At 71.3% G+C, this 25,486-nt stretch carries 24 protein-coding genes; 8 read left to right on the top strand and 16 right to left on the bottom strand.

Features of this window, described 5'->3' with window-relative positions; translation table 11 throughout:
- Positions 1 to 142 precede the first annotated feature (142 nt).
- A complete protein-coding gene (locus ACFVJX_RS15605) occupies positions 143 to 874 on the top strand; it encodes a MerR family transcriptional regulator (protein ID WP_384127318.1) in 732 nt (243 codons plus the stop codon).
- 42 nt (positions 875 to 916) lie between these two features.
- On the opposite strand, the gene ACFVJX_RS15600 is transcribed toward ACFVJX_RS15605, so the two are convergent.
- From ACFVJX_RS15600 to ACFVJX_RS15585, 4 genes are read right to left on the bottom strand one after another with little or no spacing between them, the layout of a single operon-like run.
- Entirely contained in the window at positions 917 to 3,088 is a 2,172-nt protein-coding gene (locus tag ACFVJX_RS15600; protein ID WP_384127319.1) for a 3-hydroxyacyl-CoA dehydrogenase NAD-binding domain-containing protein, read from the bottom strand.
- Positions 3,089 to 3,127: 39 nt separating this feature from the next.
- Positions 3,128 to 4,342: an acetyl-CoA C-acetyltransferase gene (locus ACFVJX_RS15595; RefSeq protein ID WP_384127320.1), complete on the bottom strand. Its 1,215-nt coding sequence runs from the start codon at positions 4,340 to 4,342 to the stop codon at positions 3,128 to 3,130.
- Between the two features lie 43 nt (positions 4,343 to 4,385).
- Entirely contained in the window at positions 4,386 to 5,528 is a 1,143-nt protein-coding gene (locus ACFVJX_RS15590) for an acyl-CoA dehydrogenase family protein (protein WP_384127322.1), read from the bottom strand.
- On the bottom strand, positions 5,528 to 6,688 hold the full coding sequence (locus ACFVJX_RS15585) for a CaiB/BaiF CoA transferase family protein (RefSeq protein WP_384127323.1): 1,161 nt from the start codon (positions 6,686 to 6,688) through the stop codon (positions 5,528 to 5,530). Before ACFVJX_RS15585 ends, ACFVJX_RS15590 begins: the two co-directional genes overlap by 1 nt.
- A 204-nt stretch (positions 6,689 to 6,892) precedes the next feature.
- On the opposite strand from ACFVJX_RS15585, the gene ACFVJX_RS15580 reads away from it, so the two are divergent.
- Positions 6,893 to 8,083: a saccharopine dehydrogenase family protein gene (locus ACFVJX_RS15580; protein WP_384127324.1), complete on the top strand. Its 1,191-nt coding sequence runs from the start codon at positions 6,893 to 6,895 to the stop codon at positions 8,081 to 8,083.
- Positions 8,084 to 8,090: 7 nt separating this feature from the next.
- Here the strand turns inward: ACFVJX_RS15580 and mmpA are convergent, their stop codons facing one another.
- From mmpA to ACFVJX_RS15565, 3 genes are all read right to left on the bottom strand, one after another.
- Positions 8,091 to 8,234 (bottom strand): morphogenic membrane protein MmpA, encoded by a 144-nt coding sequence (gene mmpA / locus ACFVJX_RS15575; RefSeq protein ID WP_384127325.1) that lies wholly within the window; start codon positions 8,232 to 8,234, stop codon positions 8,091 to 8,093.
- A gap of 91 nt (positions 8,235 to 8,325) precedes the next feature.
- Entirely contained in the window at positions 8,326 to 9,003 is a 678-nt protein-coding gene (locus ACFVJX_RS15570) for an endonuclease V (protein WP_384127327.1), read from the bottom strand.
- 170 nt (positions 9,004 to 9,173) lie between these two features.
- The gene (locus ACFVJX_RS15565) at positions 9,174 to 10,271 is read right to left on the bottom strand and encodes a WD40/YVTN/BNR-like repeat-containing protein (protein ID WP_384127328.1); all 1,098 of its coding nucleotides are present in this window, start codon (positions 10,269 to 10,271) and stop codon (positions 9,174 to 9,176) included.
- Positions 10,272 to 10,462: 191 nt separating this feature from the next.
- Here ACFVJX_RS15565 and ACFVJX_RS15560 point away from each other — a divergent pair, with 191 nt between their 5' ends.
- The 4 genes from ACFVJX_RS15560 to ACFVJX_RS15545 all read left to right on the top strand — a co-directional run bounded on the left by ACFVJX_RS15560 (position 10,463) and on the right by ACFVJX_RS15545 (position 15,056).
- The gene (locus ACFVJX_RS15560) at positions 10,463 to 10,879 is read left to right on the top strand and encodes an SsgA family sporulation/cell division regulator (RefSeq protein WP_384127330.1); all 417 of its coding nucleotides are present in this window, start codon (positions 10,463 to 10,465) and stop codon (positions 10,877 to 10,879) included.
- 313 nt (positions 10,880 to 11,192) lie between these two features.
- Positions 11,193 to 12,824 carry an ABC-F family ATP-binding cassette domain-containing protein gene (locus ACFVJX_RS15555; protein WP_384127331.1) on the top strand — a complete coding sequence of 544 codons (1,632 nt, stop codon included), beginning with the start codon at positions 11,193 to 11,195 and terminating at the stop codon, positions 12,822 to 12,824.
- A 229-nt stretch (positions 12,825 to 13,053) separates the two neighbouring features.
- Positions 13,054 to 14,028: an acyl-ACP desaturase gene (locus ACFVJX_RS15550; RefSeq protein WP_384127332.1), complete on the top strand. Its 975-nt coding sequence runs from the start codon at positions 13,054 to 13,056 to the stop codon at positions 14,026 to 14,028.
- Between the two features lie 116 nt (positions 14,029 to 14,144).
- Positions 14,145 to 15,056, top strand: a complete 912-nt coding sequence (locus tag ACFVJX_RS15545) for a chitosanase (RefSeq protein ID WP_384127410.1) — start codon at positions 14,145 to 14,147, stop codon at positions 15,054 to 15,056.
- A gap of 24 nt (positions 15,057 to 15,080) precedes the next feature.
- On the opposite strand, the gene ACFVJX_RS15540 is transcribed toward ACFVJX_RS15545, so the two are convergent.
- From ACFVJX_RS15540 to ACFVJX_RS15500, 9 genes are all read right to left on the bottom strand, one after another.
- The gene (locus ACFVJX_RS15540; RefSeq protein WP_384127334.1) at positions 15,081 to 15,335 is read right to left on the bottom strand and encodes a WhiB family transcriptional regulator; all 255 of its coding nucleotides are present in this window, start codon (positions 15,333 to 15,335) and stop codon (positions 15,081 to 15,083) included.
- A 59-nt stretch (positions 15,336 to 15,394) separates the two neighbouring features.
- Entirely contained in the window at positions 15,395 to 16,195 is an 801-nt protein-coding gene (locus ACFVJX_RS15535) for a VOC family protein (RefSeq protein WP_384127335.1), read from the bottom strand.
- A gap of 103 nt (positions 16,196 to 16,298) precedes the next feature.
- Positions 16,299 to 17,372, bottom strand: a complete 1,074-nt coding sequence (locus ACFVJX_RS15530) for an LLM class flavin-dependent oxidoreductase (RefSeq protein ID WP_384127336.1) — start codon at positions 17,370 to 17,372, stop codon at positions 16,299 to 16,301.
- A 4-nt stretch (positions 17,373 to 17,376) separates the two neighbouring features.
- A complete protein-coding gene (locus ACFVJX_RS15525) occupies positions 17,377 to 18,264 on the bottom strand; it encodes an ABC transporter substrate-binding protein (protein WP_384127337.1) in 888 nt (295 codons plus the stop codon).
- Complete coding sequence (locus ACFVJX_RS15520) at positions 18,265 to 19,023, bottom strand: ABC transporter ATP-binding protein (RefSeq protein ID WP_384127339.1); 759 nt, start codon at positions 19,021 to 19,023, stop codon at positions 18,265 to 18,267.
- A complete protein-coding gene (locus ACFVJX_RS15515; protein WP_384127340.1) occupies positions 19,020 to 19,883 on the bottom strand; it encodes an ABC transporter permease in 864 nt (287 codons plus the stop codon). The genes ACFVJX_RS15520 and ACFVJX_RS15515 overlap by 4 nt, the downstream gene beginning before the upstream one ends.
- On the bottom strand, positions 19,880 to 20,902 hold the full coding sequence (locus ACFVJX_RS15510; protein WP_384127342.1) for an NrtA/SsuA/CpmA family ABC transporter substrate-binding protein: 1,023 nt from the start codon (positions 20,900 to 20,902) through the stop codon (positions 19,880 to 19,882). The genes ACFVJX_RS15515 and ACFVJX_RS15510 overlap by 4 nt, the downstream gene beginning before the upstream one ends.
- The gene (locus tag ACFVJX_RS15505) at positions 20,899 to 21,927 is read right to left on the bottom strand and encodes an ABC transporter substrate-binding protein (protein WP_384127343.1); all 1,029 of its coding nucleotides are present in this window, start codon (positions 21,925 to 21,927) and stop codon (positions 20,899 to 20,901) included. The genes ACFVJX_RS15510 and ACFVJX_RS15505 overlap by 4 nt, the downstream gene beginning before the upstream one ends.
- A 133-nt stretch (positions 21,928 to 22,060) precedes the next feature.
- Complete coding sequence (locus tag ACFVJX_RS15500; protein ID WP_384127345.1) at positions 22,061 to 22,171, bottom strand: putative leader peptide; 111 nt, start codon at positions 22,169 to 22,171, stop codon at positions 22,061 to 22,063.
- Between the two features lie 197 nt (positions 22,172 to 22,368).
- Here ACFVJX_RS15500 and ACFVJX_RS15495 point away from each other — a divergent pair, with 197 nt between their 5' ends.
- Entirely contained in the window at positions 22,369 to 23,151 is a 783-nt protein-coding gene (locus ACFVJX_RS15495; RefSeq protein ID WP_384127346.1) for an IclR family transcriptional regulator, read from the top strand.
- A 102-nt stretch (positions 23,152 to 23,253) separates the two neighbouring features.
- Entirely contained in the window at positions 23,254 to 25,449 is a 2,196-nt protein-coding gene (locus ACFVJX_RS15490; protein ID WP_384127347.1) for a DEAD/DEAH box helicase, read from the top strand.
- The last annotated feature ends 37 nt before the right edge of the window (positions 25,450 to 25,486 follow it).

Genomic DNA, 25,486 nt, shown 5'->3' with positions numbered 1-25,486 from the left:
CCGCCTGTGCGCACCCCCGCCCGCCCGCCGTGTTCGACATCGGCCGGGCACTTTCACAACAGTGGTGAGACAGCAATACTGTTGCACCTATTGGCACATCCACCCAGCAGTTCATCCGCAGGGCCGGACACGAGGAGCAGAGATGGCGACCGGGACCGAGGAGCCGAAGCTCACCGTGGACGAGCTGGCGGCTCGCGCCGGGGTGACGGTGCGCACGGTGCGTTTCTACAGCACCAGGGGGCTGCTGCCGCCGCCGGTGATCGGGCCGCGCCGGGTCGGGCACTACGGGCACGAGCACCTCTCCCGGCTCGCGCTGATCGAGGAGCTCCAGCACCAGGGCATGACCCTGGCCGCGATCGAACGCTATCTGGAGCAGCTGCCGCCGGATCTGAGCGCCCAGGACCTGGCGATCCACCGGGCGCTGGTGGCCTCCTGGGCACCGGACTCGGCGGAGGACGCGACACGGGCGGAACTGGAGCGCCGCGCCGGGCGGGCGCTGACCGAGCAGGACATCGACCGGCTGGCCGCGATGGGTGTGCTGGAGCGGGCCGACCCGGGCGACGCCCCCTACCGGGTGGACCCGGGGCTGCTGCGGCTCGGGGTGGAGCTGCTCGACGTACCGATCGCGCACGAGACGATCCTCGCCGCCCGGACCGTACTGCTGGAGCACACCCGCGCGGCCGCCCACGAGCTGACGCGGCTGTTCCGGGACGAGGTGTGGAATCCGTACCGGGAGCGGGAGTCCGATCCGGAGCACGTCAAGGCGATGAAGTCGCTGTCCGCGCACATGCAGCCGATGGTGCTCCAGGCGCTGGTGACCGCCTTCCAGCGGTCGCTGAAGGAGGAGCTGCGGGCCGCGTTCACGGCCGAGTGACGGCACGGTGGACGCGGCCCGCTGGGATGTCCTGTCGAGCCGTCAGTCGTGGAAGGTCTCGCCCTTCTCCGCCTTCGCCACGAGCAGCGCGGGCGGCAGGAAGCGGTCGCCGTAGCGCTCGGCGAGTTCCCGGGCACGGGCCACGAAGCCGGGCAGACCGCCCTCGTAGCCGTTGACGTACTGGAGCACACCGCCGGTCCACGGCGGGAAGCCGATGCCCATGATGGAGCCGATGTTGGCGTCCGCGACCGTGATCAGGACGTTCTCCTCCAGGCAGCGGACGCTGTCCAGGGCCTCGGAGAAGAGCATCCTCTCCTGCATGTCGGTGAACGAGATGTCGGTGTCCGGCTTGGTGAAGTGTTCACGCAGACCGGGCCAGAGGCGGGTGCGCTTCCCGTCCCCGTCGTACTCGTAGAAGCCCGCGCCGCCACTGCGTCCCGGGCGCCCGAACTCGTCGACCATCCGGTCGATGACCGCGTCCGACGGGTGGCCGGCCCAGCTGCCGCCCGCCTCCTCGACGGCCTTGCGGGTCTCGTTGCGGATCTTGCGTGGCAGGGTGAGGGTCAGCTCGTCCATCAGGGAGAGCACCTTGGCCGGGTAGCCCGCCTGGGCGGCGGCCTGCTCGACGGACGCCGGCTCGACGCCCTCGCCGACCATGGCGACGCCCTCGTTGATGAACTGGCCGATGACGCGCGAGGTGAAGAAGCCCCGCGAGTCGTTCACGACGATCGGCGTCTTCTTGATCCGGCGCACGAGGTCGAAGGCTCGGGCCAGCGCCTCGTCGCCGGTCTTCTCGCCCTTGATGATCTCGACGAGCGGCATCTTGTCGACGGGCGAGAAGAAGTGCAGCCCGATGAAGTCGGCGGGGCGCGACACGCCTTCGGCGAGTGCCGTGATGGGCAGCGTGGAGGTGTTGGAGCAGAGCAGCGCGTCCGGCTCGATGATGTCCTGGATCTCCTGGAACACCTTGTGCTTGAGCGCGGTGTCCTCGAAGACGGCCTCGATGACGGCGTCGCAGCCGGCGAGGTCCGCCGGATCGCCGGTCGGCGTGATGCGGGCGAGCAGCTCGTCGCGCTTCGCCTCGGTCGTACGGCCCCGGGAGAGCGCCTTGTCGAGCAGCTTCTCGCTGTACGCCTTGCCCTTGGCGGCGGCCTCCGTGGAGACGTCCTTGAGGACGACGTCGATCCCGGCCCGCGCGCAGGAGTAGGCGATGCCGGCGCCCATCATGCCCGCACCGAGCACGGCGACCTTGCGGACCTGCCGCTCCTCGACGCCCTTGGGGCGGCTGGCACCGGAGTTGACGGCCTGGAGGTCGAAGAAGAACGCCTGGATCATGTTCTTCGAGACCTGGCCGGTGACCAGCTCGGTGAAGTAGCGGGCCTCGATGGTGAGCGCGGTCTCGAAGTCGACCTGCGAGCCCTCGACCGCGGCGGCCAGGATGTTGCGCGGAGCGGGCATCGGCGCGCCGGCCAGCTGCTTCTTCAGGTTGGCGGGGAAGGCCGGCAGGTTGGCGGCGAACTTCGGGTTCGACGGGGTGCCGCCGGGGATCCGGTAGCCCTTGACGTCCCAGGGCTGCTGGGATTCGGGGTTCGCGTCGATGAAGGCGCGCGCCTTGTCGAGCATCTCTTCGGGCGTCGCGGCGACCTCGTGGACCAGGCCGTTCTCCAGGGCGCGCCGCGGGGTGTACTGGGTGCCCTGGAGCAGCACCTTCAGCAGCGCGTCGGCGATGCCCATGAGGCGTACGGTCCGGGTGACGCCGCCGCCCGCGGGCAGCAGGCCGAGGGTGACCTCGGGCAGGCCGATCCGGGAGCCGGGCGAGTCGAGGGCGACGCGGTGGTGGGAGGCCAGCGCGATCTCGTAACCGCCCCCGAGGGCAGCGCCGTTGATGGCGGCGACCACCGGCTTGCCTAGGGTCTCGATGCGGCGCAGTGAGCTCTTGATCGCGGTGCCGGTGTCGAACGCGGCCTGGGCGTTCTCGGGGCCGACCTTGATCATGTCCTTGAGGTCGCCACCGGCGAAGAAGGTCTTCTTGGCGGAGGTGTAGATGATGCCGCGGATGGAGTCCTTCTCGGCCTCGGCCCGCTCGGCGATGGCCGCGATGGAGTCCTTGAAGGCCTGGTTCATCGTGTTGGCCGACTGGTTGGGGTCGTCGAGTACGAGGGTGACGACGCCGGTCTCGTCCTGTTCCCAGCGGATGGTCGTGCTCTCGGTCATTCTCTTCTTCTCCGTAAGCAGGGGGTTGCCGGGGGACGGTCAGAGGCGCTCGACGACGGTGGCGACGCCCATGCCGCCGCCGACGCACAGGGTGGCGAGGCCGTAGCGCTTGTCCCGGCGCTCCAGCTCGTCGATGAGCGTGCCGAGGATCATCGCGCCGGTGGCGCCGAGCGGGTGGCCGAGCGCGATGGCACCGCCGTTGACGTTGATCTTGTCGAGGGGGAGCCCCATGTCCCGGGCGAAGCGCAGGACGACGCCGGCGAAGGCCTCGTTGATCTCGACCAGGTCGATGTCGTCGATCGTCAGCCCGGCCTTGGCGAGCGCCTTGCGGGTGGCGGGTGCGGGGCCGGTCAGCATGATGGTGGGCTCGGAGCCGGAGACGGCGGCGGAGACGATCCGGGCGCGCGGGGTGAGGCCGTACCGTTCGCCGATCTCCTTCGAACCGATCGCGACCAGGGCCGCTCCGTCCACGATGCCGGAGGAGTTTCCGGCGTGGTGGACGTGGTCGATCTCCTCCACCCAGTGGTACTTCTGCAGCGCCACCGCGTCGAAGCCGCCCATCTCGCCGATCGCCGCGAACGACGGCTTGAGCGCGGCGAGGGAGTCCGCCGTGGTGCCGGGACGCATGTGCTCGTCGTGGTCCAGGACGACGAGGCCGTTGCGGTCCTTGACGGGGACGACGGAGCGCGCGAAGCGGTTGTCCTTCCACGCCTCGGCGGCCCGCTCCTGTGACAGTGCGGCGAACTCGTCGACGTCGCGGCGGGTGAAGCCCTCGATGGTCGCGATGAGGTCGGCGCCGATGCCCTGCGGGGCGAAGCCGGTCTCGTAGTTGGTCATCGGGTCCATCGCCCAGGCCCCGCCGTCCGAACCCATCGGCACCCGGGACATCGACTCGACGCCACCCGCGAGGATGAGGTCCTCCCACCCCGAACGCACCTTGGCTGCGGCGAGGTTGACGGCTTCCAGGCCGGATGCACAGAAGCGGTTCTCCTGGACACCCGCGACGGTGTCGGGCAGGCCCGCCGCGATGGCGGCGATGCGGGCGATGTCGGATCCCTGGTCGCCCAGCGGGCTGACGACGCCGAGCACGATGTCGTCGATGGCCGCCGGGTCGAGGCCAGGGAAGCGGCTGCGGATCTCGTGGATCAGGCCGACGACCAGGTCGATCGGCTTCGTGCCGTGCAGGGCGCCATTGGCCTTGCCGCGGCCGCGCGGGGTGCGGATCGCGTCGTAGACGAATGCTTCGGTACTCAAGACAGCTGCCTTTCGAGGGTGGTTGTCAGCCCGGTGCGGGGGCTCAGGCGAGCAGCGAGCGGCCGATGATCTCCTTCATGATCTCGGTCGTTCCGCCGTAGATGGTCTGGATGCGGCCGTCGGTGAACGCCCTGGCCACGGGGTACTCCGCCATGTAGCCGTAGCCGCCGTGGAGTTGGAGGCAACGGTCGGCGACGCGCTTTTGCAGCTCGGTGGCCCACCACTTGGCCATCGAGGCGTGCACGGCGTCGAGCGTTCCCTCCGAGTGGTCGACGATGCACCGGTCGAGGAAGGCGCGGGTGACGGCGCACTCGGTGGCCATCTCCGCGATCTCGAACCGGATGTGCTGGAGCTTGGAGAGTGGCCGCCCGAAGGCCTCGCGCTCCTTGACGTACTCGGTGGTGATCTCCAGGAGGTGTTCGGCCGCGGCGATCCCGGCGACCGCTATCCCCATGCGCTCCTGGGCCAGGTTGGTCATCAGGTGGATGAAGGCGCCGTCCAGCTCCCCGAGGAGGTTCTCCTTGGGAACGCGTACGTCGTTGAAGAACAACTCGGCGGTGTCCTGGGACTTCTGGCCGATCTTGTCGAGGTTGCGGCCGCGTTCGAAACCCTCGGCACCGCGCTCGACGACTATGAGCGAGAGCCCCTTCGCGCCGCCGTCCGGGGTGGTCTTCGCCACGACGACGACCAGGTCGGCGAGGATGCCGTTGGAGATGAACGTCTTGGAGCCGTTGAGCAGCCAGTGGTCGCCCCGGTCCTCGGCGGTGGTGCGGATGCCCTGGAGGTCCGAGCCGGCACCGGGCTCGGTCATCGCGATGGCGGTGATGGTCTCGCCGCTGCAGAAGCCGGGCAGCCAGCGCCGCTTCTGCTCATCGGTGCCGAGGCCCGTGAGGTAGGGACCGATGATGTCGTTGTGCAGTCCGAGCGCGAGCCCGGGGGCGCCCGCCCGGGTGAACTCCTCGGCGAGCACGGCGCTGTAGCGGAAGTCGGCGTTGCCGCCGCCCCCGTACTCCTCGGGTACGGCGAGGCCGAGGAGACCCTGCCGTCCGGCCGCGAGCCAGGCCTCGCGCGAGACGATGCCGTCCTTCTCCCACTGTTCGTAGTGCGGGAGGACCTCCTTGGCCAGGAAGGTGCGGACCGTGGCACGGAACGCGTCGTGCTCGTCGGTGAAGATCTGCCGCTGCATCAGTCGGTGGTGTCCTTCCGGGTGGTCCGCAGTGCCGGTACGTCCCAGTCGGCGGCGACGTCCTCGGTGTCCGCGCCCGGCAGGGCCGGGCCGCTGTGCACCGAGGCGGGCGTGGCCGAGAACCGGGGCGCGGGCGCGGGCTGGGTGAGGCCGCCGTGCTCGACGAAGGTGGCGCGGGCGGCGAGGTGCGGGTGGTGCGGGGCCTCGCGGAGCGAGAGGACGGGTGCCACACAGGCGTCCGAGCCGTCGAAGACCTCGGTCCACTCGGCGCGCGTACGGGTACGGAACCGGTCCGCGACGACCGCGCGCAGTTCCTCCCAGCGGGACAGGTCGCCCCGGTCGGGGGCGGTCTCCCCGATGCCGAGGAGTCCGGTGAACTCTGCGTAGAACCGCTGCTCCAGCGGGCCGACCGCCATGTACTCGCCGTCGGCGGTCTCGTAGGAGCCGTAGAACGGGCAGCCGCCGTCCAGGAGGTTGGAGCCGCGCCGGTCCTGCCAGCCGCCGGCCGCCAGCATCCCGTGGATCATCATGGCGAGGTGGGAGGCGCCGTCGACGATCGCCGCGTCCACGACCTGGCCCGCGCCTTCGGGCGTGCGGGCGTGCTGGAGTGCGGCGAGGACACCGACCACGAGGTAGAGCGAGCCGCCCGCGTAGTCGCCCAGCAGGTTCGCCGGGACGGTGGGCGGCTCGCCCGGCTTCCCGATCATGGAGAGGGTGCCGGTGACGGCGATGTAGGCGATGTCGTGTCCGGCCCGGTCGGCGAGCGGCCCGTCCTGTCCCCAGCCGGTCATCCGCCCGTAGACGAGACGCGGATTACGGGCCAGGCAGGCGTCGGGGCCGACCCCCAGGCGTTCGGCGACGCCCGGCCGGTACCCCTCGATGAGGATGTCGGCCCGCTCGACCAGGTCCAGCACCTTTTCCGGGCCGTCCCCGGCCTTGAGGTCGACGAGGACGGAACGCTTGTTGCGGTTGGTGAGGTCACGGGCCGGATCGATGCCGAGTCCGGCGCCGCCGGGACGGTCGACCCGCACCACGTCCGCGCCCAGATCCGCCAGGAGCATCGCGGCGAACGGGCCGGGACCGATGCCCGCCAGCTCGACCACCCGTACTCCGGCGAGCGGGCCCCGTGGGTCCTGCGCACCGTTCCCTGCTGCTGCCATCGAGCCCCCAGCGGTATGACACAACTGATGTAACACCGATGATGCTAAGAACGTACCGCGCTCGGCACAACCCTTTGGGCCGAGCAAGCGCTTAGTTCCTTGTCGGCGATCCTCCCCCACGAAGCCCTCCCGGTCGCACACCGCCACGTCCGCCTCCGCTAACCTCTGCCTGCTACATCGGCGCCGGCCCCTGCGGAGGCACTCGTGAACAGGCAGAACGGGGCACAACGCCCCTATGACATAGTCCTCTTCGGCGCCACCGGATTCGTGGGCGTCCTCACCGCCGAATATCTGGCGTCACAGGCACCGGACGGCTGCCGCTGGGCCCTGGCCGGGCGCAACCGCGCCAAGCTGGAACAGCTGCGCGACCATCTGGCCACCGTCGATCCGCGCTGCGCGGAACTCCCGCTGCTGCACGCCGACGCGGACGACGCCGGATCGCTGCGCGAACTGGCCGAATCCGCCCATGTGGTGGCAACGACGGTCGGCCCCTACGTCTGGTACGGGGAACGGCTGGTCGCCGCCTGCGCCGAGGCCGGAACCGACTACGCGGACCTGTCCGGCGAGCCGGAGTTCGCCGACCGGATGTATCTGGAACACGACGCACGGGCACGCGAGACGGGCGCCCGCATCGTGCACGCCTGCGGATTCGACTCCGTACCGCACGATCTCGGGGTCTACTTCACGATCCAGCAGCTGCCCGAGGACGTCCCGCTGCGCATCGACGGTTTCGTCCGCAGCAACGCCGTCTTCTCGGGCGGTACGTTCGCCTCCGCGCTCACCACGATGGGCCGTGGACCCCAGATGCTGCGGGCCGCGAAGGAGCGCCGGCTGCACGAACCGCGGCTGGTCGGCCGACGCGCCAGGGCCCCTCTCGGCGCGCCGCGCTTCAGTGCGGAGACCGGCACCTGGGCGCTTCCGCTGCCCACCCTCGACGCGCAGATCGTGGAGCGCTCCGCACGTGCGCTGCCCCGGTACGGCCCGGACTTCCGCTACCGGCACTACGCCTCCGTCAAGCACCTGCCGGTGGCGCTGGGCGGCACGGCCGCACTCGGAGCCCTGCTGGGGGCGGCACAGGTGCCGGCCGCACGGGCGTGGCTGATGGACCGCTACGAGCCCGGCTCCGGCCCGGACGCGGAGCGCCGGCGGCGCAGCTGGTTCACCGTCCGGTTCGTCGGCGAGGGCGGTGGCCGCCGGGTGTTCACCGAGGTGTCGGGCGGCGATCCGGGCTACGGCGAGACGGCGAAGATGCTGGCGGAGTCCGCGCTGTGTCTGGCGCTGGACGAGCTGCCGGCGGTGGCGGGGCAGGTCACGACGGCCGTCGCGATGGGCGACGCGCTGGGTGGACGGCTGCGGGCGGCCGGGCTGGGCTTCCGGGTGGCGGCCGTGCGCTGACGCGGCCCTACAGGACCCACGAGGCCAGGGTGTACAGCATCGCCCCGGCCCAGACGAACGCCACCGCACCCCCGATCAGCATGCCCACGGCCGCGCGGCGCTGGGCAGGAGGAAGGGGTGCGGTTCGGGCGGACGTACGAGAGTCGTTCATGTGTCCAGAGTGCCGACCATGATCGGCCGACGCTATCCGTACGGGTACTCAGACGCATGGACACGGAGTCCCAGCCCTGCCCGCGGCACCCTCAGGCGGTCGCCTCGCGCAGGGCCCGCCGGCAGAGCGCGTCCGCCCGGCGGGTGGTCTCGGGCTGACGGAAGTCCCGGGCCAGCAGCAGGGTGTGCGCGCAGGCGTTGTCCAGCCCGGCGCGGTGGCCGACGGAGACGAAGACCGGCTTGGTGCCGTCCTGGGTGCGCAGCGCCCGGCCCACCTCCTCGTCCCCGTCGAGCAGCGGGGACCAATCGCCACGACGCGGGCCGGGCTGTTCGTACGAGAAGGTGAACGGGTTCTTCGCGACGCCGACGACCGGCAGTCCGGTGAGCACCCCGAGGTGGCTCGCGAGCCCGAAGCGGCGCGGGTGCGCCCGTCCGTACCCGTCGCAGACGACGAGGCCGGGGTCGGCCGGCAGCGACTCCAGCGCGGCCAGCACGGTGGGGATCTCGCGGAAGGCGAGCAGCCCGGGGACGTACGGGAAGGTGACCCGGCCGACGGCAGTGGCCTCGGCCACCACCTCCAGGGTCTTCGCATCGAGCACGACCGCCGCCGCCACGACCACATCGCGCTCGTCGTCGTAGGCGACGTCCACACCGGTCACCCGGCCGGTTCCCGGCGGCGGACCCGGCTCATCGAGGACCACCTGGGTGCGCAGCGAGTCCTGGACGGCGCGGGCTTCGGCCTCGCCGGAGGGCATCCGGAGTGTTGTCATGGTGCCGCCAGCCTAAGGGCTGTCCCGCAATCGGTTCCCTCGGTGGAGTCGGCACGGTCCGTGAGGGGCACACCCTGCACGGTGCACTCCCCCACCGGGAGACGCGGCGTGGTGGGGTCGCTGTTCTCGTCCAGCGGTGACCGGGTGCCCGCAGTTGTGACCACGCACCGTCAGAAGCGGTTCAGCCGGGCCGCGCGCCCCTGTTCGCCGGCGGCCCAGCAGGCCCCGTCCGCGGTGCAGTCGATCGTGTCGTAGGAGCCGGTGTCGACCGTGCGCCAGGTGCGCCCGCCGTCCGTGGTGAGGTCGGTGCCGGTGGGGCCGACCGCGAGTGCGGCCGATCCGCTGTGCGGCAGCCAGGCGACCCCCGACCGGTATGCCGCGGGTGCGGTTGCCGACTGGTGCCAGCGGCGGCCGCCGGTGTCCGTGACGGCTGAGGCGCGCGGCGATGCCTGCTCCGGGCGGTAGTCGCCGCCGACCGCGATGCCGTGGGTCCTGTCACGGAAGGCCAGAGCGAAGACGCCGCGGGCCGGGTCGCCGGCCGGGAGGGTCGATTCGGCCGCCGTCCAGGTCAGCCCGCGGTCGCCCGAGTGCAGGACGCGGGCGGTGCCCGGCCCGCCGGTCGCCAGCCAGACGTCCCTCGGACCCGAGCTGACCAGGCACTGGCCGCTGGCCGCGAAGCCCGCCTCGCCTTCCTGGGCCGGAGGCATGCCCGCGGCCGGCAGCACGTTCCAGCTGCGGCCGCCGTCGGCCGTGGACAGGATGCGGAACCGCCCGTCCACCGGATCGCTCATGGCCAGCCCGTGCCGGCTGTCGAAGAAGGTGAGGCAGTCGTAGAAGGCGCGGGCGTCGGTGTTGCGGAAGCTCTCGGTCCACGTCGCTCCCCCGTCATCGGTGCGCAGCACCCGGGACGCATCCCCTTCGCCGATGGCCAGCACCACCGCCCGCCGGGCGTCGAACGCCTCGATGTCGCGGAACTCCAGCTCCGCGTCGGCGGCGCCGGGCGGGGAGACGTCGCGCCAGTGCCGGCCGCCGTCGGACGTGCGCAGCACGGTGCCCTTCGTACCGGCGAGCCAGGCGGTACGGCGGTTCACGGCTGCGAGGCCGCGGAAGCGGGCGTCGGTGCCGGTGGCGGTGGGCGTCCAGACGGCGCGGTGGTGTCCGCCGTCGCCCGGCCGCGCGTGCGCCGCCGGCGCGGCGAGTGCTGCGGCCAGCGCCGCCCCGCACAGTCCCAGTGACATCAGTCGTCGCGTTGCCCGCTTGGCCGTCATGGCGCTGGAAGGTAACCGACGAATCGCGAGCCGTCCAGGGTGCGCAGCCCGGGAGCGGGCACATGGTCAGGCAGCGGGGCGCAGGGGGCGGTGACGCAGCTCACTCTGTCCCCGGGTGCACGGATCGGCGACTTCCGTCGTCTGTATCAGTGCCGGGAACCCATTCATCCGGTCGCGAAAGGGAGCAGGTCGTGTCCACCGTAATCGAACAGTCCGTTCAGGCCCGCATGGTCGCATCCGCGCCGCAGATGGAGACGCTTCCCGCCGTCCTGCAGTACGACCGCGCCGATCCCTTCGCCATCCGCATGGCGTTCCCCGCTCCGGCGACGCTGGAGGGTGCCGCCGTGTCCTGGGAGTTCTCCCGGGAACTGCTCGCGGCGGGCATGGAGACGCCGGCGGGCATGGGTGACGTACGGATCAGGCCCTTCGGGTACGACCGCACGGTACTGGAGTTCCACGCCGCAGAGGGCGTCGCGATGGTGCACGTCCGCACCTGCGACCTGCGCCGTTTCCTCCGGCGGACGCATCAGTCGGTGCCCGTCGGTGCCGAGCACCGGTTCCTGGACCTGGACCGGAGTCTGACGGACCTGCTCGGCGGCTCCTGCTGATCCTGCCGGTGCCCGCCCCCTTCTCCCGTTAATTCGTTTGCCCCGCTGCCGGGCCGGGCGTAGCGTTTTCGATGTCCTTGCAGTCGTCGATCGGAGTAGGACGTTGCTCGTCTGAGGTCTTGAGACACCGTGTCGCACGCCGTGCCATGTCATCTCCGTACATGCCCGCGTGCCCGAGTGTGACCTCAGCTCCTTGAGCCGTCCTCCGTGACCAGGGCCTTCCTCCACACCTCCGGAATCCTTCCGTGGAACGCCAGTGGCCGGTGTCTCGTCCCGTTGCCCCTTTCCTTCCTCGCAGCCGGGAGATTCCCTCATGTCAGCTCCGCTCGCACACATCACCTGCTCGTCGCTCTCCTTCGCCTGGCCCGACGGCAGCGAGGTCTTCGACGACTTCCACCTCACGGTGGCGCCCGGCCGTACGGGCCTCATCGGCATCAACGGTGCCGGCAAATCGACCCTGCTGCGGCTGATCGCCGGCGAACTCGCCCCGGCCGCGGGTCATATCAGGACCGCGGGCGAGGTCGGCTACCTGCCGCAGAACCTGGTCCTGGACACCGGCCTGCGGGTCGATGCCGCCCTGGGTATCGCCGCGACCCGGGAGGCACTGCACGCCATCGAGTCGGGCGATGTCGGCGAGGAGCGGTTCGCGGCCGTCGGTGACGACTGGGACGTGGAGGAGCGGGCCCGCGCCACGCTGGACCAGCTCGGCCTCGGACACATCGGGCTCGACCGCACCATCGGCGAGATGTCCGGCGGGGAGTGCGTGCTGCTGCGGCTGGCCGCGCTGCTGCTGGCCGGGCCGCAGGTACTCCTGCTCGACGAGCCGACGAACAACCTGGACCTGTACGCGCGTGAACGGCTGTACTCCGCGGTCGACGCGTGGACCGGGGTCCTGGTCGTCGTCAGTCACGACCGGGAGCTCCTTGAGCGCGTCGATCAGATCGCCGATCTGCGGGATTCCACGGTCACCTGGTACGGCGGGAACCTCTCGGCGTACGAGGACGCGCTCGCCGTGGAACAGGAGGCCGCCGAGCGCATGGTGCGGGTCGCCGAGGCCGATGTGCACCGGCAGAAGCGCGAACTCGCCGACGCCCACGTCAAGCTGGCCCGGCGCAAGCGCTACGGACAGAAGATGCAGGACAGCAAGCGCGAACCGAAGATCGTCATGGGTGCGCGCAAACGCGCCGCGCAGGAGTCCGCGGGCAAGCACCGCATCATGCACACGGACAGGCTCGCCGAGGCGAAGGAGCGCCTGGAAGACGCCGTCGAGGCGGTGCGCGACGACGACGAGATCCGGGTCGAGCTGCCGCACACCAAGGTCCACCCCGGCCTCGGCGTGCTGGTGCTGCGCGATCTGGAACTGGCTTACGGGGCACGGGTCCAGGGCTCGTTCGAGGTGCGCGGTCCGGAGCGCATCGCGCTGGTGGGACGTAACGGGGCGGGCAAGACCACCCTGCTGCGGACACTCGTCGGTGAGCTGGCCCCGGTGTCCGGAGAGGCTGCCGTACAGCTGCCTGCCCGCTTTCTGCCGCAGCGGCTGGACGTGCTCGACGACGGGCTGAGCGTGGTGGAGAACGTGGCGCGGTTCGCACCGGATGCCACGGACAACGCGATCAGGGCGAGGCTGGCGCGTTTTCTGTTCAGGGGAGCGCGGGCGGACCGGCCCGCGGGCACCCTGTCGGGCGGGGAGCGGTTCCGTGCGGCTCTGGCCGCGCTGCTGCTGGCCGAACCGGCGCCCCAGCTGCTGATGCTGGACGAGCCGACGAACAACCTGGACCTGGCGAGCGTGCGCCGGCTGACGGCGGCACTGGACGCTTACGAGGGAGCGCTCATCGTGGCCAGCCACGACCTGGCGTTCCTGGAGTCGCTCGGAATCACCCGCTGGCTGCTGCTCGACGGCGAGCTCCGGGCCACCTCGGCCGAGGAGGTACGGGCAGGGATGTGAGTCTGCGGGGCGGCAGGGGGCCGGGCCCGGGATCTCCTCGTCCTGAGACCGTCCCGAGGCCCCGTTCCACAGTCGACCTGACCCCCTGAATACACCGTCGACCTGCACGTATGACGGAAAGTAACCGATGATTGCCCGGACGGGCTTGGCTCCGGCCTTACTGCCGCTTTAACCTACGGTCTCGTAACCTACGAAGCCGTAGGTAATTCTCCCGTCCCCAGGAGCCCCCGTGACGATCACCTCTCCCCACCTCGGCAGTTCACAGGCGTGGACTGACGCCCAACTGCTGTACGCGCTGGAAGAGGTGGTGGAGAAGGAACTCAACCGCCATCTCAAGGTCGCCAAGGACTGGATGCCCCACGAGTACGTGCCGTTCTCCGACGGCCGGAACTTCCCCGGCATCTTCGAGGACGGCGAGGCCTGGCAGTCCGAGCAGTCCAAGGTCACCGACATCGGCAAGATCGCTCTGGTCGTGAACCTCCTCACCGAGGACAACCTCCCCAGCTACCACCACGAGATCGCCTCGCTCTTCGGCCGCGACGGCGCCTGGGGCACCTGGGTGCACCGCTGGACGGCCGAGGAGGGCAGGCACGGCATCGTGATGCGCGACTACCTGCTCACGTCGCGCGCCGTGGACCCGGACAAGCTGGAGCAGTTCCGGATGGCGCACATGGCGGAGGGCTTCGAGTCCGACAACCGCCACTCGATGCTGCACTCGGTGGCGTACGTCGCCTTCCAGGAACTGGCGACCCGGGTGTCGCACCGCAACACCGGTCACCAGTCGGGCGACCCGGTCTGCGACCGGATGCTGGCGCGGATCGCGACCGACGAGAACCTGCACATGGTGTTCTACCGCAACCTCCTCGGCGCGGCCTTCGAGCTCGCCCCCGACCTGACCATGCAGTCCGTGCGTGACGTCGTGGTGGACTTCCGCATGCCCGGCCACGGCATGCCCGGCTTCGAGCGGGCCGCCGCCCAAATGGCGATCGGCGAGATCTACAACATGCGGATCCACCACGACGACGTCATCCAGCCCGTGCTGCGCTACCTCAAGGTGCTGGACATCGACGGTCTGGGCCCGGAGGGTCTCAAGGCGCAGGAGGAGCTCGGTCTGTACATGAACGGGCTGGACAGCGAGGCCTCGAAGTTCGACGAGAAGCTCGCCGCCCGCAAGGCGCGGATGGCGGCCCGCGCCCAGGCCTGACGGCCTATCGCATGAGCCCCCGCGGAGGGTGGGCCATCTTCGGCCCGCCCCCGCGGATCCGCTGGGCTGGCTCCTCGGCGCGGGCGTGTGGACCGTACTCTGTGCCGGTGAAGCCTGTGACCCGTTTCGTTCTCTTCGCCGCGCCGATAGCCATCGCCGCCTCCATCCTCTTCAACAGTGGCGGCGGCGACCCCGAACTGCCGGGCGACTCCCCCGCGGCGGCGGACCCGGCCGATTCGTCCGTGGGCCCCGATCCGTACGCCGCGGCGAACGACGAGGAGCGCCGTCAGCTGGACGAGCGCGTCGCGGCACTGCCGGCCGGACTGGCCGCGCCGAAGATGCGCGAGGTCGCCTGGAAGCTGCTGGCAAGCTCAGAGGGGTCGACGCTGGACTGGCGCAGCCAGTACGCCATGATCGACGACAACGGTGACGGCACCGGCTACACGGCCGGCATCATCGGCTTCTGCTCCGGTACGCACGACATGCTCACGTTCGTCGAGGCGTTCACCAAGGACCATCCGGACAGTCCGCTGAAGCCGTTCCTCCCGGCGCTGCGCAAGGTGGACGGCACGGGCTCGCACCAGGGGCTCGACCCCGGCTTCACCGCCGCGTGGAAGAAGTCGGCCACCGACCCGGCGTTCCGCTCCGCGCAGGACCGGGTCAGGGACCAGCAGTACTTCGAACCGGCCGTGCGGCTGGCCAAACTCGACGGGCTCGGCACCCTGGGCCAGTTCATCTACTTCGACGCCATGGTGCTGCAGGGCTCCGGGACCGAGCCGGACGCCTTCTACGGAATCCGCAAGGCGGCCCTGGCCGAGGCGGACACGGTCGACGAGGGCGGCGACGAGACGGTCTATCTGGACGCGTTCCTGGACGCCGCGCGGGCCGTGATGAAGTCGAAGAAGAACCAGCACGACACCTCGCGCATCGACACCACTCAGCGGGAGTTCCTGTACGACGGCAATCTGGCGCTGAAGCCGCCGCTGACCTGGAAGATGTACGGCGAGACGTTCCGCATCCCGGCCTGAAGCGGGCTCCCCGGCCGGGCGGGTTCAGGCCTGGTCGCGCCCGGCTCTGCGCAGGCTGTCCCGCTCCTTCTCGGACAGGCCGCCCCACACGCCGAAGCGCTCGTCGTTGTCGAGTGCGTACGCGAGGCAGGCCTGACGCCCTTCGCAGGCGTTGCAGAGCTGCTTGGCCTCCCGGGTGGAGCTGCCGGGGGCGGGGAAGAAGAACTCGGGCCCCGCTTGCGCGCACAGCGCTGTCTCCTGCCAGGCGAGAGCGGGGTCGGACGGGGTGTTGATCAGCATGGGGCACACAGTGCCCTGCCGCGATAAACGACTGATCAACGGATTTGGCAAACACCGGCTCAGCCGGCGGGTGCCCCGGCGCTCTTGATCACGGCGAACGCGGCGCCGCAGGGATCGGTGAGGTTGGCGAATTTGCCCACGCCGTCCATCTCCAGCGGTTCCAGCGTGAGCTTCCCGCCCAGCCGTTCGGCCTCCGTCACCGTGGCGTCGCAGTCGTCGACCTCGATGTACGGCAGCCAGTGCGGGCCCGTGACCGCCCGTACCGGCACGGCGTCGAGCGGAACCAGCCCGCCGAAGGCGGCCTCGTCACCGCCGCCCGACGTCCGGATCATGGTGTACGAACCCCCGCCGCCCGGATAGGGCGTCCGGGCGCTCTCCCACCCGAAGACGGCACCGTAGAACGCTGCGGCCGCCGGCACGTCCGGCGTGTACAGCTCGGCCCAGCACAGGCTGCCGGGCTCCCCTACGGCCCCGAGTCCCGGGTTCCGCTTCGGCTGCCAGACACCGAAGAACGCCCCGGCCCGGTCGGTGAACCCGCCCATCCGGCCGTGCTCCAGCACGTCCATCGGTACGAACGGCACCGTCCCGCCGGCCTTCCGTACGAGCTGGGCGGTGGCGTCGGCGTCCCGCGACTGGAAGTAGACCGACCACGAGGGCCTGCCCTGCTCCTCGCCGACCGTCATCGCACCCCCGACCGTCCTGCCGTCGAGCGTGAACATCCCGTAGCCACCGGTCTCCGGGCCCCCTGCCTCGAACTCCCAACCGAAGAGAGCGGCGTAGAAGGCCGTGGCCCCGTCGAGATCCGGGGTGCCGAGATCCATCCAGTCGGGGGCTCCGTCGACAAAACGGGTGGTGAGCATGGTGCGCTCCTTCGGGGTCCCGTTCTCGGGCACATCAGGATTCTTCCCTCTGTGTCCGAGTCTCGCACCGGGCACTGACAGGCGCAGTCCGTACGGACCGGTGTCAGCGTGAGACACCCAGCGCCGGTAGCACCGTCTCCGCCACCCGGTAGGCCTCCTCCAGCAGCGGGTTGCCGGAGAGGATGAAGGTGTCGACGCCCAGATCCTCGAACTCCTTGAGCCGTTCGACGACCTGCGCGGCGGAGCCCACCACGGCCGTTCCCGGGCCGGGGCGGAAGAGACTCATGCCCGGCCACATGTTCGGATGGACCTCCAGCTCACGGGCGTGCGCGGGGACCTTTCCGCCGTGCTGGCGGAACTGCCGTTGCCAGCCCACACCGTCCTCGCCCGCCCGGTCGCCGAGCTGACGGGCGTATGTGGCGTCGCTGGTGACATCCAGGAGCCGGTCCGCGGCGGCCCATGCCTCGTCCTCGGTGTCCCGCACGATGAGGTGCAGCCGAAGCCCGATCCGGAGCGTGCGGCCGTGGGCGGCGGCCCTCGCCCGGACCTTCGCCAGCTTCTCCTTCAGCAGGTGCGGGGGTTCGCCCCAGGTCAGGAAGACATCGACGTGCTCGGCCGCCATCTCGATCCCGGGGTCGGACGAGCCGCCGAACCAGAGGGGGATGTGCCCGTCCTGGACCGGCTTCAGCTCGCGGAAGGAGGCCCCGGCGTTCCGCAGGTCGTAGAAGCGGCCCTTGTGGTCGAAGACCTCTCCGGCCGTCAGCCGCTTCACGATCGACCAGTACTCCGCGCTCAGCTCGTAGCGCTCGTCGTGCTCCACGTGGAGGCCGTACTCCTGGAGCGACCTGGTTGATCCGTTGACCACGTTGAAGCGCAGCCGGCCGCCGAAGAGGGTGTCGAAGCTGAGCGCCATCTTGGCCAGCAGCGTGGGCGAGATCAGCCCGGGGTGTACGGCGAGCAGCGGCTTGAAGCGGGTGCTGGTGGAGGCCGCGAGCGCGCTGCCGAGCGGCCAGACGTCGTACAGATCGGTGGCGAGCAGCGCACCGCTGTAACCGAGCCGTTCGACGGTTCCGGCCAGCTGCCCGAGGTAGCCGAGGTCGACCGGGCGGCGTCCCGCGGGCTCCCAGGGGTAGGCGCCCTCGCGCGGGATGATGTACCAGAGGACTTCGGTCGCCATGTCGTCATACCGCCTTTTCCGCGGCCGTACGGGCACGGGCGTGGCCGACGGTGACCGGGCGTTCGATGAAGCCGGTGCGGTGGAAGATGTCGGCGGCCTCCTGCTGCTCCGCGATGAACGCGTCGGTGACCGGCTCGATCGTCCAGGGCAGGGACGCGAGCGCGGTCTCCCAGTCGTCCGCGGATCCGCCCAGGTCCGCGGAGGCGATCTCGGCCGCCTGCCGGGGGTGGGCCGCGGCCCACTCGTCGGCGCGGCGGAGCGCCCGGGTCAGCGCCTCGATGACCTCGGGCCGGGATTCGGCCAGGTCGCGGCGGGTGAAGAAGACCGAACGGTCGCTGATGACGTCACCGGTGCGGATCAGGGTGCGCAGTCGGCCGGTGCGCCGGGCGGCGGCCAGTTCGGCGCCCTGGGCGACCCAGGCGGCGATCTCCCCGGTACGCACCAGTTGTTCGCTGTCGTCGGTGCTGCGGACGGCGGTGATGTCGTCGGCGTAGGAGAGCCCGGCGTCGTCGAGGGCCTTGGCGATCAGATGCGTCTGCCAGGAGCCGATCGCGAGGTGCACGGTCAGGCCCTTGAGATCGGCGATCGTGCGCACCGGGCTGTCCTCGGCGACGAGGAGCGCGCCGTGTCCGGGGCGTGGGGCGGAGACCGCGGTGTAGACGATGTCGTGGCCGGCGGCCTGGGCGGTGATCGGCGGGGTCGATCCGGTGCCGCCGAAGTCGATGACGCCCCGGGACAGGAGCTCGCCGGTGCGTACGCCGTTGGTGTACGGGAAGAAGACGACGCTCTCGCCCAGCGGGGCCAGCTCCTCCCGGGCCAGGCCGAGGCGGGACAGGTGGTAGAGGTGGTAGAGGGACGGGTTGCTGCTGTGGACACCGATGGTCAGGGTCATTCAGATCACTCCGGCTTCGGCACGGTCGAGGGATGGGGCGGGTTCCGGGGCCGGTCGGACCCCGAGGTCGTCGAGCAGACGTCGGCGCAGCGCCGCGAACGCGGGATCGCCGGGGTCGCGCGGCCGGCCCACGTCGACGGTCTCGTCGGTGACGAGCCGTCCGTCGCGCAGAACGGCGACCCGGTCGGCCAGCCGTACGGCCTCGTCCACGTCATGGGTGACCAGCAGGACGGCCGGCCGGTGTCTGCGGCAGAGCTCGCCGACCAGGTCCTGCATCTTCAGCCGGGTCAGGGCGTCGAGTGCGGCGAACGGCTCGTCCAGCAGCAGCAGTTCGGGCTCCCGTACGAGCGCGCGGGCAAGGGCCACGCGCTGGGCCTCGCCGCCGGAGAGCGTGGCCGGCCAGGCCTCCGCGTGCCGCTCCAGGCCGACTTCGGCCAGCGCCCGGAGTCCGTCGGCGGAGCGGCTGCGCGGCAGGGCGACCGTCACATTGGCGAGGACCTTCTTCGACGGTACGAGGCGGGGCTCCTGGAAGACGACGGTACGGGCCTCCGGAACGAACACCTCTCCCCCGTCGGCTCCGTCGAGGGCGCCCAGAATGCGCAGCAGCGTCGTCTTGCCGCTGCCGCTGGCACCCAGCAGGGCGACGAACTCCCCGCGGGCGATGTCGAGTCGCAGCCCGTCCAGGACGGCCCGGTCGCCGAAGACCCGGCGCAGGCCGTGTACCCGTACGGCGGGGGCGGAGGTGGGGTCGGCGGTCATCGGGCGGCTCCCTGCGGGGTGCGCCACGGCATCAGCACGCGCTCCAGCAGCCGTACGAGGATGTCCGCGGTGAGTCCGAGGAGCCCGTAGACGAGGATGCAGACGGCGAGGATGTCGGTGCGGGCGTAACTCTGGGCCTGGGACATCAGATAGCCGATGCCGGCGGTGGCGTTGATCTCCTCCGCCGCGATCAGCGCGATGACGCTGAGCGTCATGGACAGCCGCAGCCCGGCGAGCAGGGACGGCAGCGCACCGGGCAGCACGACTTCGCGTACGAGGGCGAGCCGGCCCATCCCGAAGCTCCGCATGGCCTCGATGAGTTTCGGGTCGGTGTTGCGCACCCCGCTCGACGTGGAGACGTACATCGGGAAGGTGGTGGCGACGGCGATGAGAAGGATCTTCGCCGTCTCGTTGATCCCGAACCAGACCATGAACAGCGGCACCAGGGAGAGGAAGGGGATGGTGCGCAGGGTCTGGAGCGAGGAGTCCAGGAGTTCGTCGCCGAGCCGGGTGAAGCCGGTGGTGATGCCGAGGGTGAGGCCGGCCGCGAGGCCGATCAGCAGGCCGAGTCCGGAGCGGGTGAGGGAGGTGGTGAGGGCGTCCGGCAACTGCCCGTTGCCCCACAACTCCCCCACCGCACGCAGCACTTCTCTGGGGGATGCCAGAACGTCGGGGGTGAGGAGCCCGGTCGCGGAGGCCACCCACCACAGGACCAGGAGCGCCACGGGGCCGATGGTGCGGACGGTGATCGCGTAGCTCCGGCTGCGGGCCTTGCGGAGCTGTGGGCGCGGCACGACGAGGCTGTCGGGCGGGGCCGTACCGCCCGGCTCGACGCGCGGCGCGGCGGTGACGTCACTCATGTCAGTTTCCGGATGTCGAGGAGATGGGCGGCGACGTCGACCCGGTCCTTGGTGACCTTCTGCTCCGCGTAGAACTCCGCGACGTCCTGGAAGCGCTTCGTGTCCTCGGCGTCGATGGGTTCGACCGTGCCGCCCTCGGCGGTGAAGGACGTCTGCACCTCCTTGGCCTTTCCGGTGACAGCGGTGGGGCCGACGTCCGTGAAGACGTTGAGGTACGCGGCCGGGTCCCGCTTCTCCTTGGCGCTGGCCGCGTGGAGGTACTGGTAGAGGGCCTTCACGACCTTCGGGTGCTGCTCGGCGAAGTCCGTCCGCACGGCGTTGAGGCTGTAGTTGTCGGAGCCGATCGCCGCTCCGTCGGCGACGAAGTGCGCCTTCCCGCTGCCGATCTCGGCGACGGCGTAGGTGGCCCAGACGGCCCAGGCGTCGACCTTGCCCGCGTTGAAGACCGCGGCGGTCTGGTCGGGCCGCAGATAGACCCGGGTGACCTTGTCCGCCGGGATGCCGGCCTTGGCCAGGGCCTTCAGCAGCAGGTACTCGCCGGTGCCGCCCTGGTTGACGGCGACTTTCCGGCCGACCAGATCGGCCACCGAGCCGATGCCCGAGCCGTTCCTGACGAGGATGCCCTCCCCCGCCGTGTCCGGGTCGACGGCGGTGAAGAACTTGAAGCCCGGCTTCTGGGCGAGGGAGGTTATTCCGGAGGTGATGGAGCCGGTGGCGATGTCCAGCTGATCGGCGTTCATCGCCTGGGCGGCCGGGGCGAAGGGTCCGGCGCTGCCGGTCCACTTCACCTCGGCGCCCGCATCGGCCAGGGCCTTGTCCAGGCTGCCGTCCTTCTTGCCGAGGGCGAGCACCCCCGAGTTGCCGGGGTCGGGGATGCGGACGGTCACCGTGGACCCGCTGCCGGAGACCTGACCGGAGCCGTCGGATCCGGATGTGCCGCAGGCGGTGAGGGCGAGGAGCGCGGTGGCCGTGAGGAGGGCGGGCACGGCCGTCGTGCGCAGGGGGCGGGGAATGTTCATGATGAGGGGTCCTCTGGGCTCAGGGAGTCGGGAGTGCGACGGGCCAGCGCGGCTGCGCGGCGCAGCGGCCCGGGGTCGGCCCAGGCCGCGACGTCGACGGGCTCGGGCAGGAATCCGTGGGCCCGCAGCCCGGCTTCCTGCGCGGCGAGCAGGGCGAGGCGTTCGGGCGACAGATCGGGGTGGAGGGTCAGATGGGTGCCGGGCCGGTAGGCCCCTGCGACACCGTCGGCCCCCGCGCCGGTCTCCGCGCCGAGGATGCGGTCGACCTCGGCGGGCTGTCCTGCGGCCCAGTCGGCGGCCCTCAGCAGCACGGCGAGGAATCGGTCGACGAGGTCGGGGTGGTCGTCCAGGAGCTGCTGGTGGACGGTGATGGGGCGCGGGGTCCCGTTGTTGACGCGGAACCGGCGGTCGGGAAGTTCGTCGAGTTCGACGGCGACCTGGGCCCCGGCACGGCGGGCCGCCTCGACGGCCAGCGCGCCCTTGACGTACACGGCGTCGACGTCACCGCGCCGCAGCGCGGCCAGTTCGGCCGCCCACTGGCCTCTGTGTCCGGCGGCCGGCACGTCGACGAGCACGGTGTCGGCCGGCGTGAGACCGGCCGAGCCGAGCGCGCCCTCGAAGCCGCGCAGCGCCATGGCGCGCCAGAAGTCGATGGCGATGTCGTGCTTCGGGACCGCGAGCCGGAGCCCGCGCAGCGCGCCGGCGCCGCGGATCCCGGAACCGGGCGCGACCAGTACGGTCTGCCGCTCCTCGATCCAGGTGAGGCCGATCAGCCGGGTCCGTTCGCCGCGTGAACGGGCCCACAGGGCGGGGACGTTGCCGCCCTCCCGGAAGAGGCCCGGCAGCGCGTGGGTGTAGTGCGCGGCCGGGTCGGTGTCCGGTGCGGCCTCCTGGAGGGAGCGCACGGTGATGCCGTCGGCGGCGAACTCGTCGGTGAGCCAGTGCCGGTCGGCGGCGATGCCGGTGGCGGTGGGTACGGGACAGCGGGTGAACCAGAGCGTCCGGGGCAGGACGGCGTGCGTCATGGGGTCTTCCCGAGGATCGGCGAAGCAGGGGGCGGTGCAAGGAGCGTGTGGCCCGGGATCCGGGCAGCGCCTACCGCGAGGGGCCCGTGCCCGCGTCGAGCGACGCGGGAGAGCGGGAGAGGCGGGGGGCAGGTCAGCGACAGGCGGCGCTGGACACGCGGGCCAGGTCGATGTGACGGCGCAGCGTGAGGGTGAGCGGGACGGGAGCGGCGTGGGCGGGGGTCGCGGTTCGGCGGCCGGCCATGGCACTGCTCCCTTCGGCTCGTCGGTGGTGACGGGCTGCAGCCTGCCACGGACCGGATCCGCCCCACAACTCGCTTCCCATGATGTGGGACCGGGTGTGAACACAGTGTTTCCCCGGAGGGATTGATGCCTGCTCGCCTCCCGTAATGTGGCAATCTCAGGCCCCGTCAGCCCTCACGAGCGGAGAGTGAACCCACCATGACCGAGGCCGCCGCAGTACGCGCTCCCGGCGGAGCGCAGGCGGTACAGCGCGCCCTGGACGTCCTGCACTGTTTCCACGACAACGGCCCCGATCTGAGCGCTTCGGATCTCGCCCGCCGCCTCGAACTGTCGGTCTCCACGGCCCATCGGCTGGCCCGCACCCTGCTGGGCGCCGGTTTCCTGGAGCAGGACGCCCGCACCTCGCGCTACCGGCTGGGGCCGGCCGTGACGGAGCTCGGCCGGCTCTCGTACCACCAGCGCGGACTGCATCTGGCCGCACCCGAACTGGCGGATCTCGCCGAGCGCACGGGTGCGACGGCCGACCTCGCGCTGCGCAGCGGACCCCATGCGGTGATCGTCGCGGGCGGCTCGGTGACGCCCAAGGTGGGGCTGCGCCGGCCGCTGCACTCCACCGCGCTGGGCAAGGTGCTGCTGGCCTGGGCCAGGCCGGGCGAGGGCGGGCCGTCCTCGCTGCCTCCACTGCCCGCGTTCACCGAACGCACGATCGTCGAGCCGGCCGCCCTGGAGGCGGAGCTGGCACGGGTACGTGCCGAGAACCACGCCGTCAACGACGGGGAGTCGGCGCACGGGGTGCGCACCCTGGCGGTGCCGGTGCTGGACGGTGCCGGGCACGCCAGGTTCGCCCTGGCCGTGCGGGCCACGCCGTCCGTGATCACCGACGGGCGCACGGACTGGTTCCTGACGCAGGCCCGCTCCTGCGCCCGTGCCCTGGAGGTACTGCTGCTGTCACCGGCGGAGCGCCGGCCACCCGCTCCCTGAGCCGTCGCGTCCGCCGCGTTGTCAGTCGCGCATGGGACGATACGAACCGTTCCGGCCGGCTGCCGGGAGCGGTGGTGAGACTGCGGGGACAGAGGGACGTACATGACTGAGGCCGGGCCCACCGAGGGTGGGGCGCCGACCGGGCGGGCCGCCCGTGAGCTGCTCGCACGGGCCGAGCGGCTGCTGGAGGCGGCGCGCGGGGTGCTGGCCGATCACGCCCGCGCCGTCGATGCCGTTCGCGCCGCTCTCGACCCGCTGCTCGACGCCCTCGTCAGTGGTGAACTGGCGTCCATCCCGGTGTCCCGGCTGAAGGACGTCACCGAGGGCCGGCTGCGCATCGGCGCGTTCGAGCAGGCCGGTCTCACGAACATCGGCGAGGTGCACGGGGCGAGCCGCTACGAGCTCCGCCAGATCCCCGGAGTCGGCGCACAGACCGCCGACCAGGCGCTCGCGGCGGCGGGCCGGATCGCACACGCCGTGCGGGACACGGTCGCGGTGCGGATAGCGGTGGACACCCCGGACGACGCCACGACCGCCCTGGTCACCGCGTTGTACCGGCTGGTCGAGGCCGGACCGGACGTGCGGCGGGCCGTGGACGGGGCCCGCCGGCTGGTCGAGCGGCTGGACCCCCTGCTGGCCGAGGCCGCGCCGACCAGGGGGCGGCTGCGGATGCTGTTCACGAAGCGGCCGGCGCGGGCCCGGGCACTGGCCGCTCTCGCCGAGGTCCGCGCCGTGACGGCCGACGCGTCGGCACGCGAACTGCCGCTGCTGTTCGGGCAGGTGTCGGTGGACCTGCTGCGCGACGCGGAGTCACCGGTCGCCGCCTGGGTCGACTTCGAGGTGCGCTCCGCCGAGTACTACAGCCTGCTCGCCGGGATGTCCGGCACCGGGCCCGACCGGGACGCGGCCGAGGGGTTCCTGCCGTCCGGGATCGCCGACCGGGTGCGCGGGCTGCGGCTGGACGACGCCCGGCTGCGGGTATCGCTGCGCGGCTACCAGTCGTTCGGAGCCCGCTTCGCGCTCGCGCAGAAGCGGGTGATCCTCGGGGACGAGATGGGACTCGGCAAGACCGTTCAGGCCATCGCCGCGCTGGCCCATCTCGCGGCCGCGGGCGAGACCCACTTCCTGGTGGTCTGCCCGGCGAGTGTGCTGATCAACTGGACGCGGGAGATCCGGGCCCGGTCCACGCTGCGCGCACTCCCCGTCCACGGCCCGGAGCGACAGGGCGCGTTCGCCCAGTGGCGCGAGGACGGCGGGGTCGCGCTCACCACGTTCGACGCCCTGCACACCCTGCCCGTCGCGGACGACTGCGGCACGAGGCCCGGCATGCTCGTGGTCGACGAGGCCCATTACGTCAAGAATCCGGCCACCCGCCGCTCCCGGGCGGTCTCCGGCTGGTCGCAGCGGACCGAGCGGGTGCTGTTCCTGACCGGCACACCGATGGAGAACCGGGTGGAGGAGTTCCGCAGCCTCGTCCGCCAACTCCAGCCCGAACTGGCTCCGTTGATCAACACCAGCCATGGCGCCGCCGGTTCGCAGGCCTTCCGCAGGGCCGTCTCCCCCGTCTACCTGCGCCGCAACCAACAGGACGTCCTCACCGAACTCCCGGCGCTGGTACAGGTCGACGAGTGGGAGGAGTTCAGCGCGGCTGATCTGCTGGCCTACCGCGAGGCCGTGAGCGCCGGCCAGTTCATGCGGATGCGCCGGGCCGCCTACGCCAGTCCGGACACCTCCGCGAAGCTGAACCGGCTGCGCGAGCTGGTCGCGGAAGCCGCGGGCAACGGCCTGAAGGTCGTGGTGTTCTCGTACTTCCGCGAGGTGCTGGAGACGGTCCGGCAGGCACTGGGGGACAGCGTGTTCGGCCCGCTCTCGGGAAGCCTGCCGGCCGCCCGGCGCCAGGAGCTGATCGACGCCTTCACGGCGGCGGACGGCCATGCGGTGCTGCTCAGCCAGATCCAGGCCGGCGGGATCGGACTGAACATGCAGGCCGCCTCCGTCGTCATCCTCTGCGAGCCGCAGATCAAGCCGACGATGGAGCACCAGGCCGTGGCCCGCACCCACCGGATGGGCCAGATACGCACGGTCCAGGTGCACCGGCTGCTCGCCGCGGACAGCGTCGACCAGCGCATGCTGGACATCCTGGCCCGCAAGGAGCGGCTGTTCGACGCGTACGCACGACGCAGCGACATCGCCGAGACGACGCCCGACGCCGTGGACGTGTCGGACGGTTCGCTGGCCCGCCGCATCGTCGAGGAGGAACAGCAGCGCCTCGCGGCGGTGGCGGACCCGGCACCGTAGGGCGCGTGCCGAAAGTCCCGCCTTCCCCGCGGACGGA

Source organism: Streptomyces sp. NPDC127177 (assembly GCF_042672475.1).
Taxonomy (GTDB): domain Bacteria; phylum Actinomycetota; class Actinomycetes; order Streptomycetales; family Streptomycetaceae; genus Streptomyces.
This window is presented reverse-complemented; position numbering and strand designations above follow the sequence as displayed.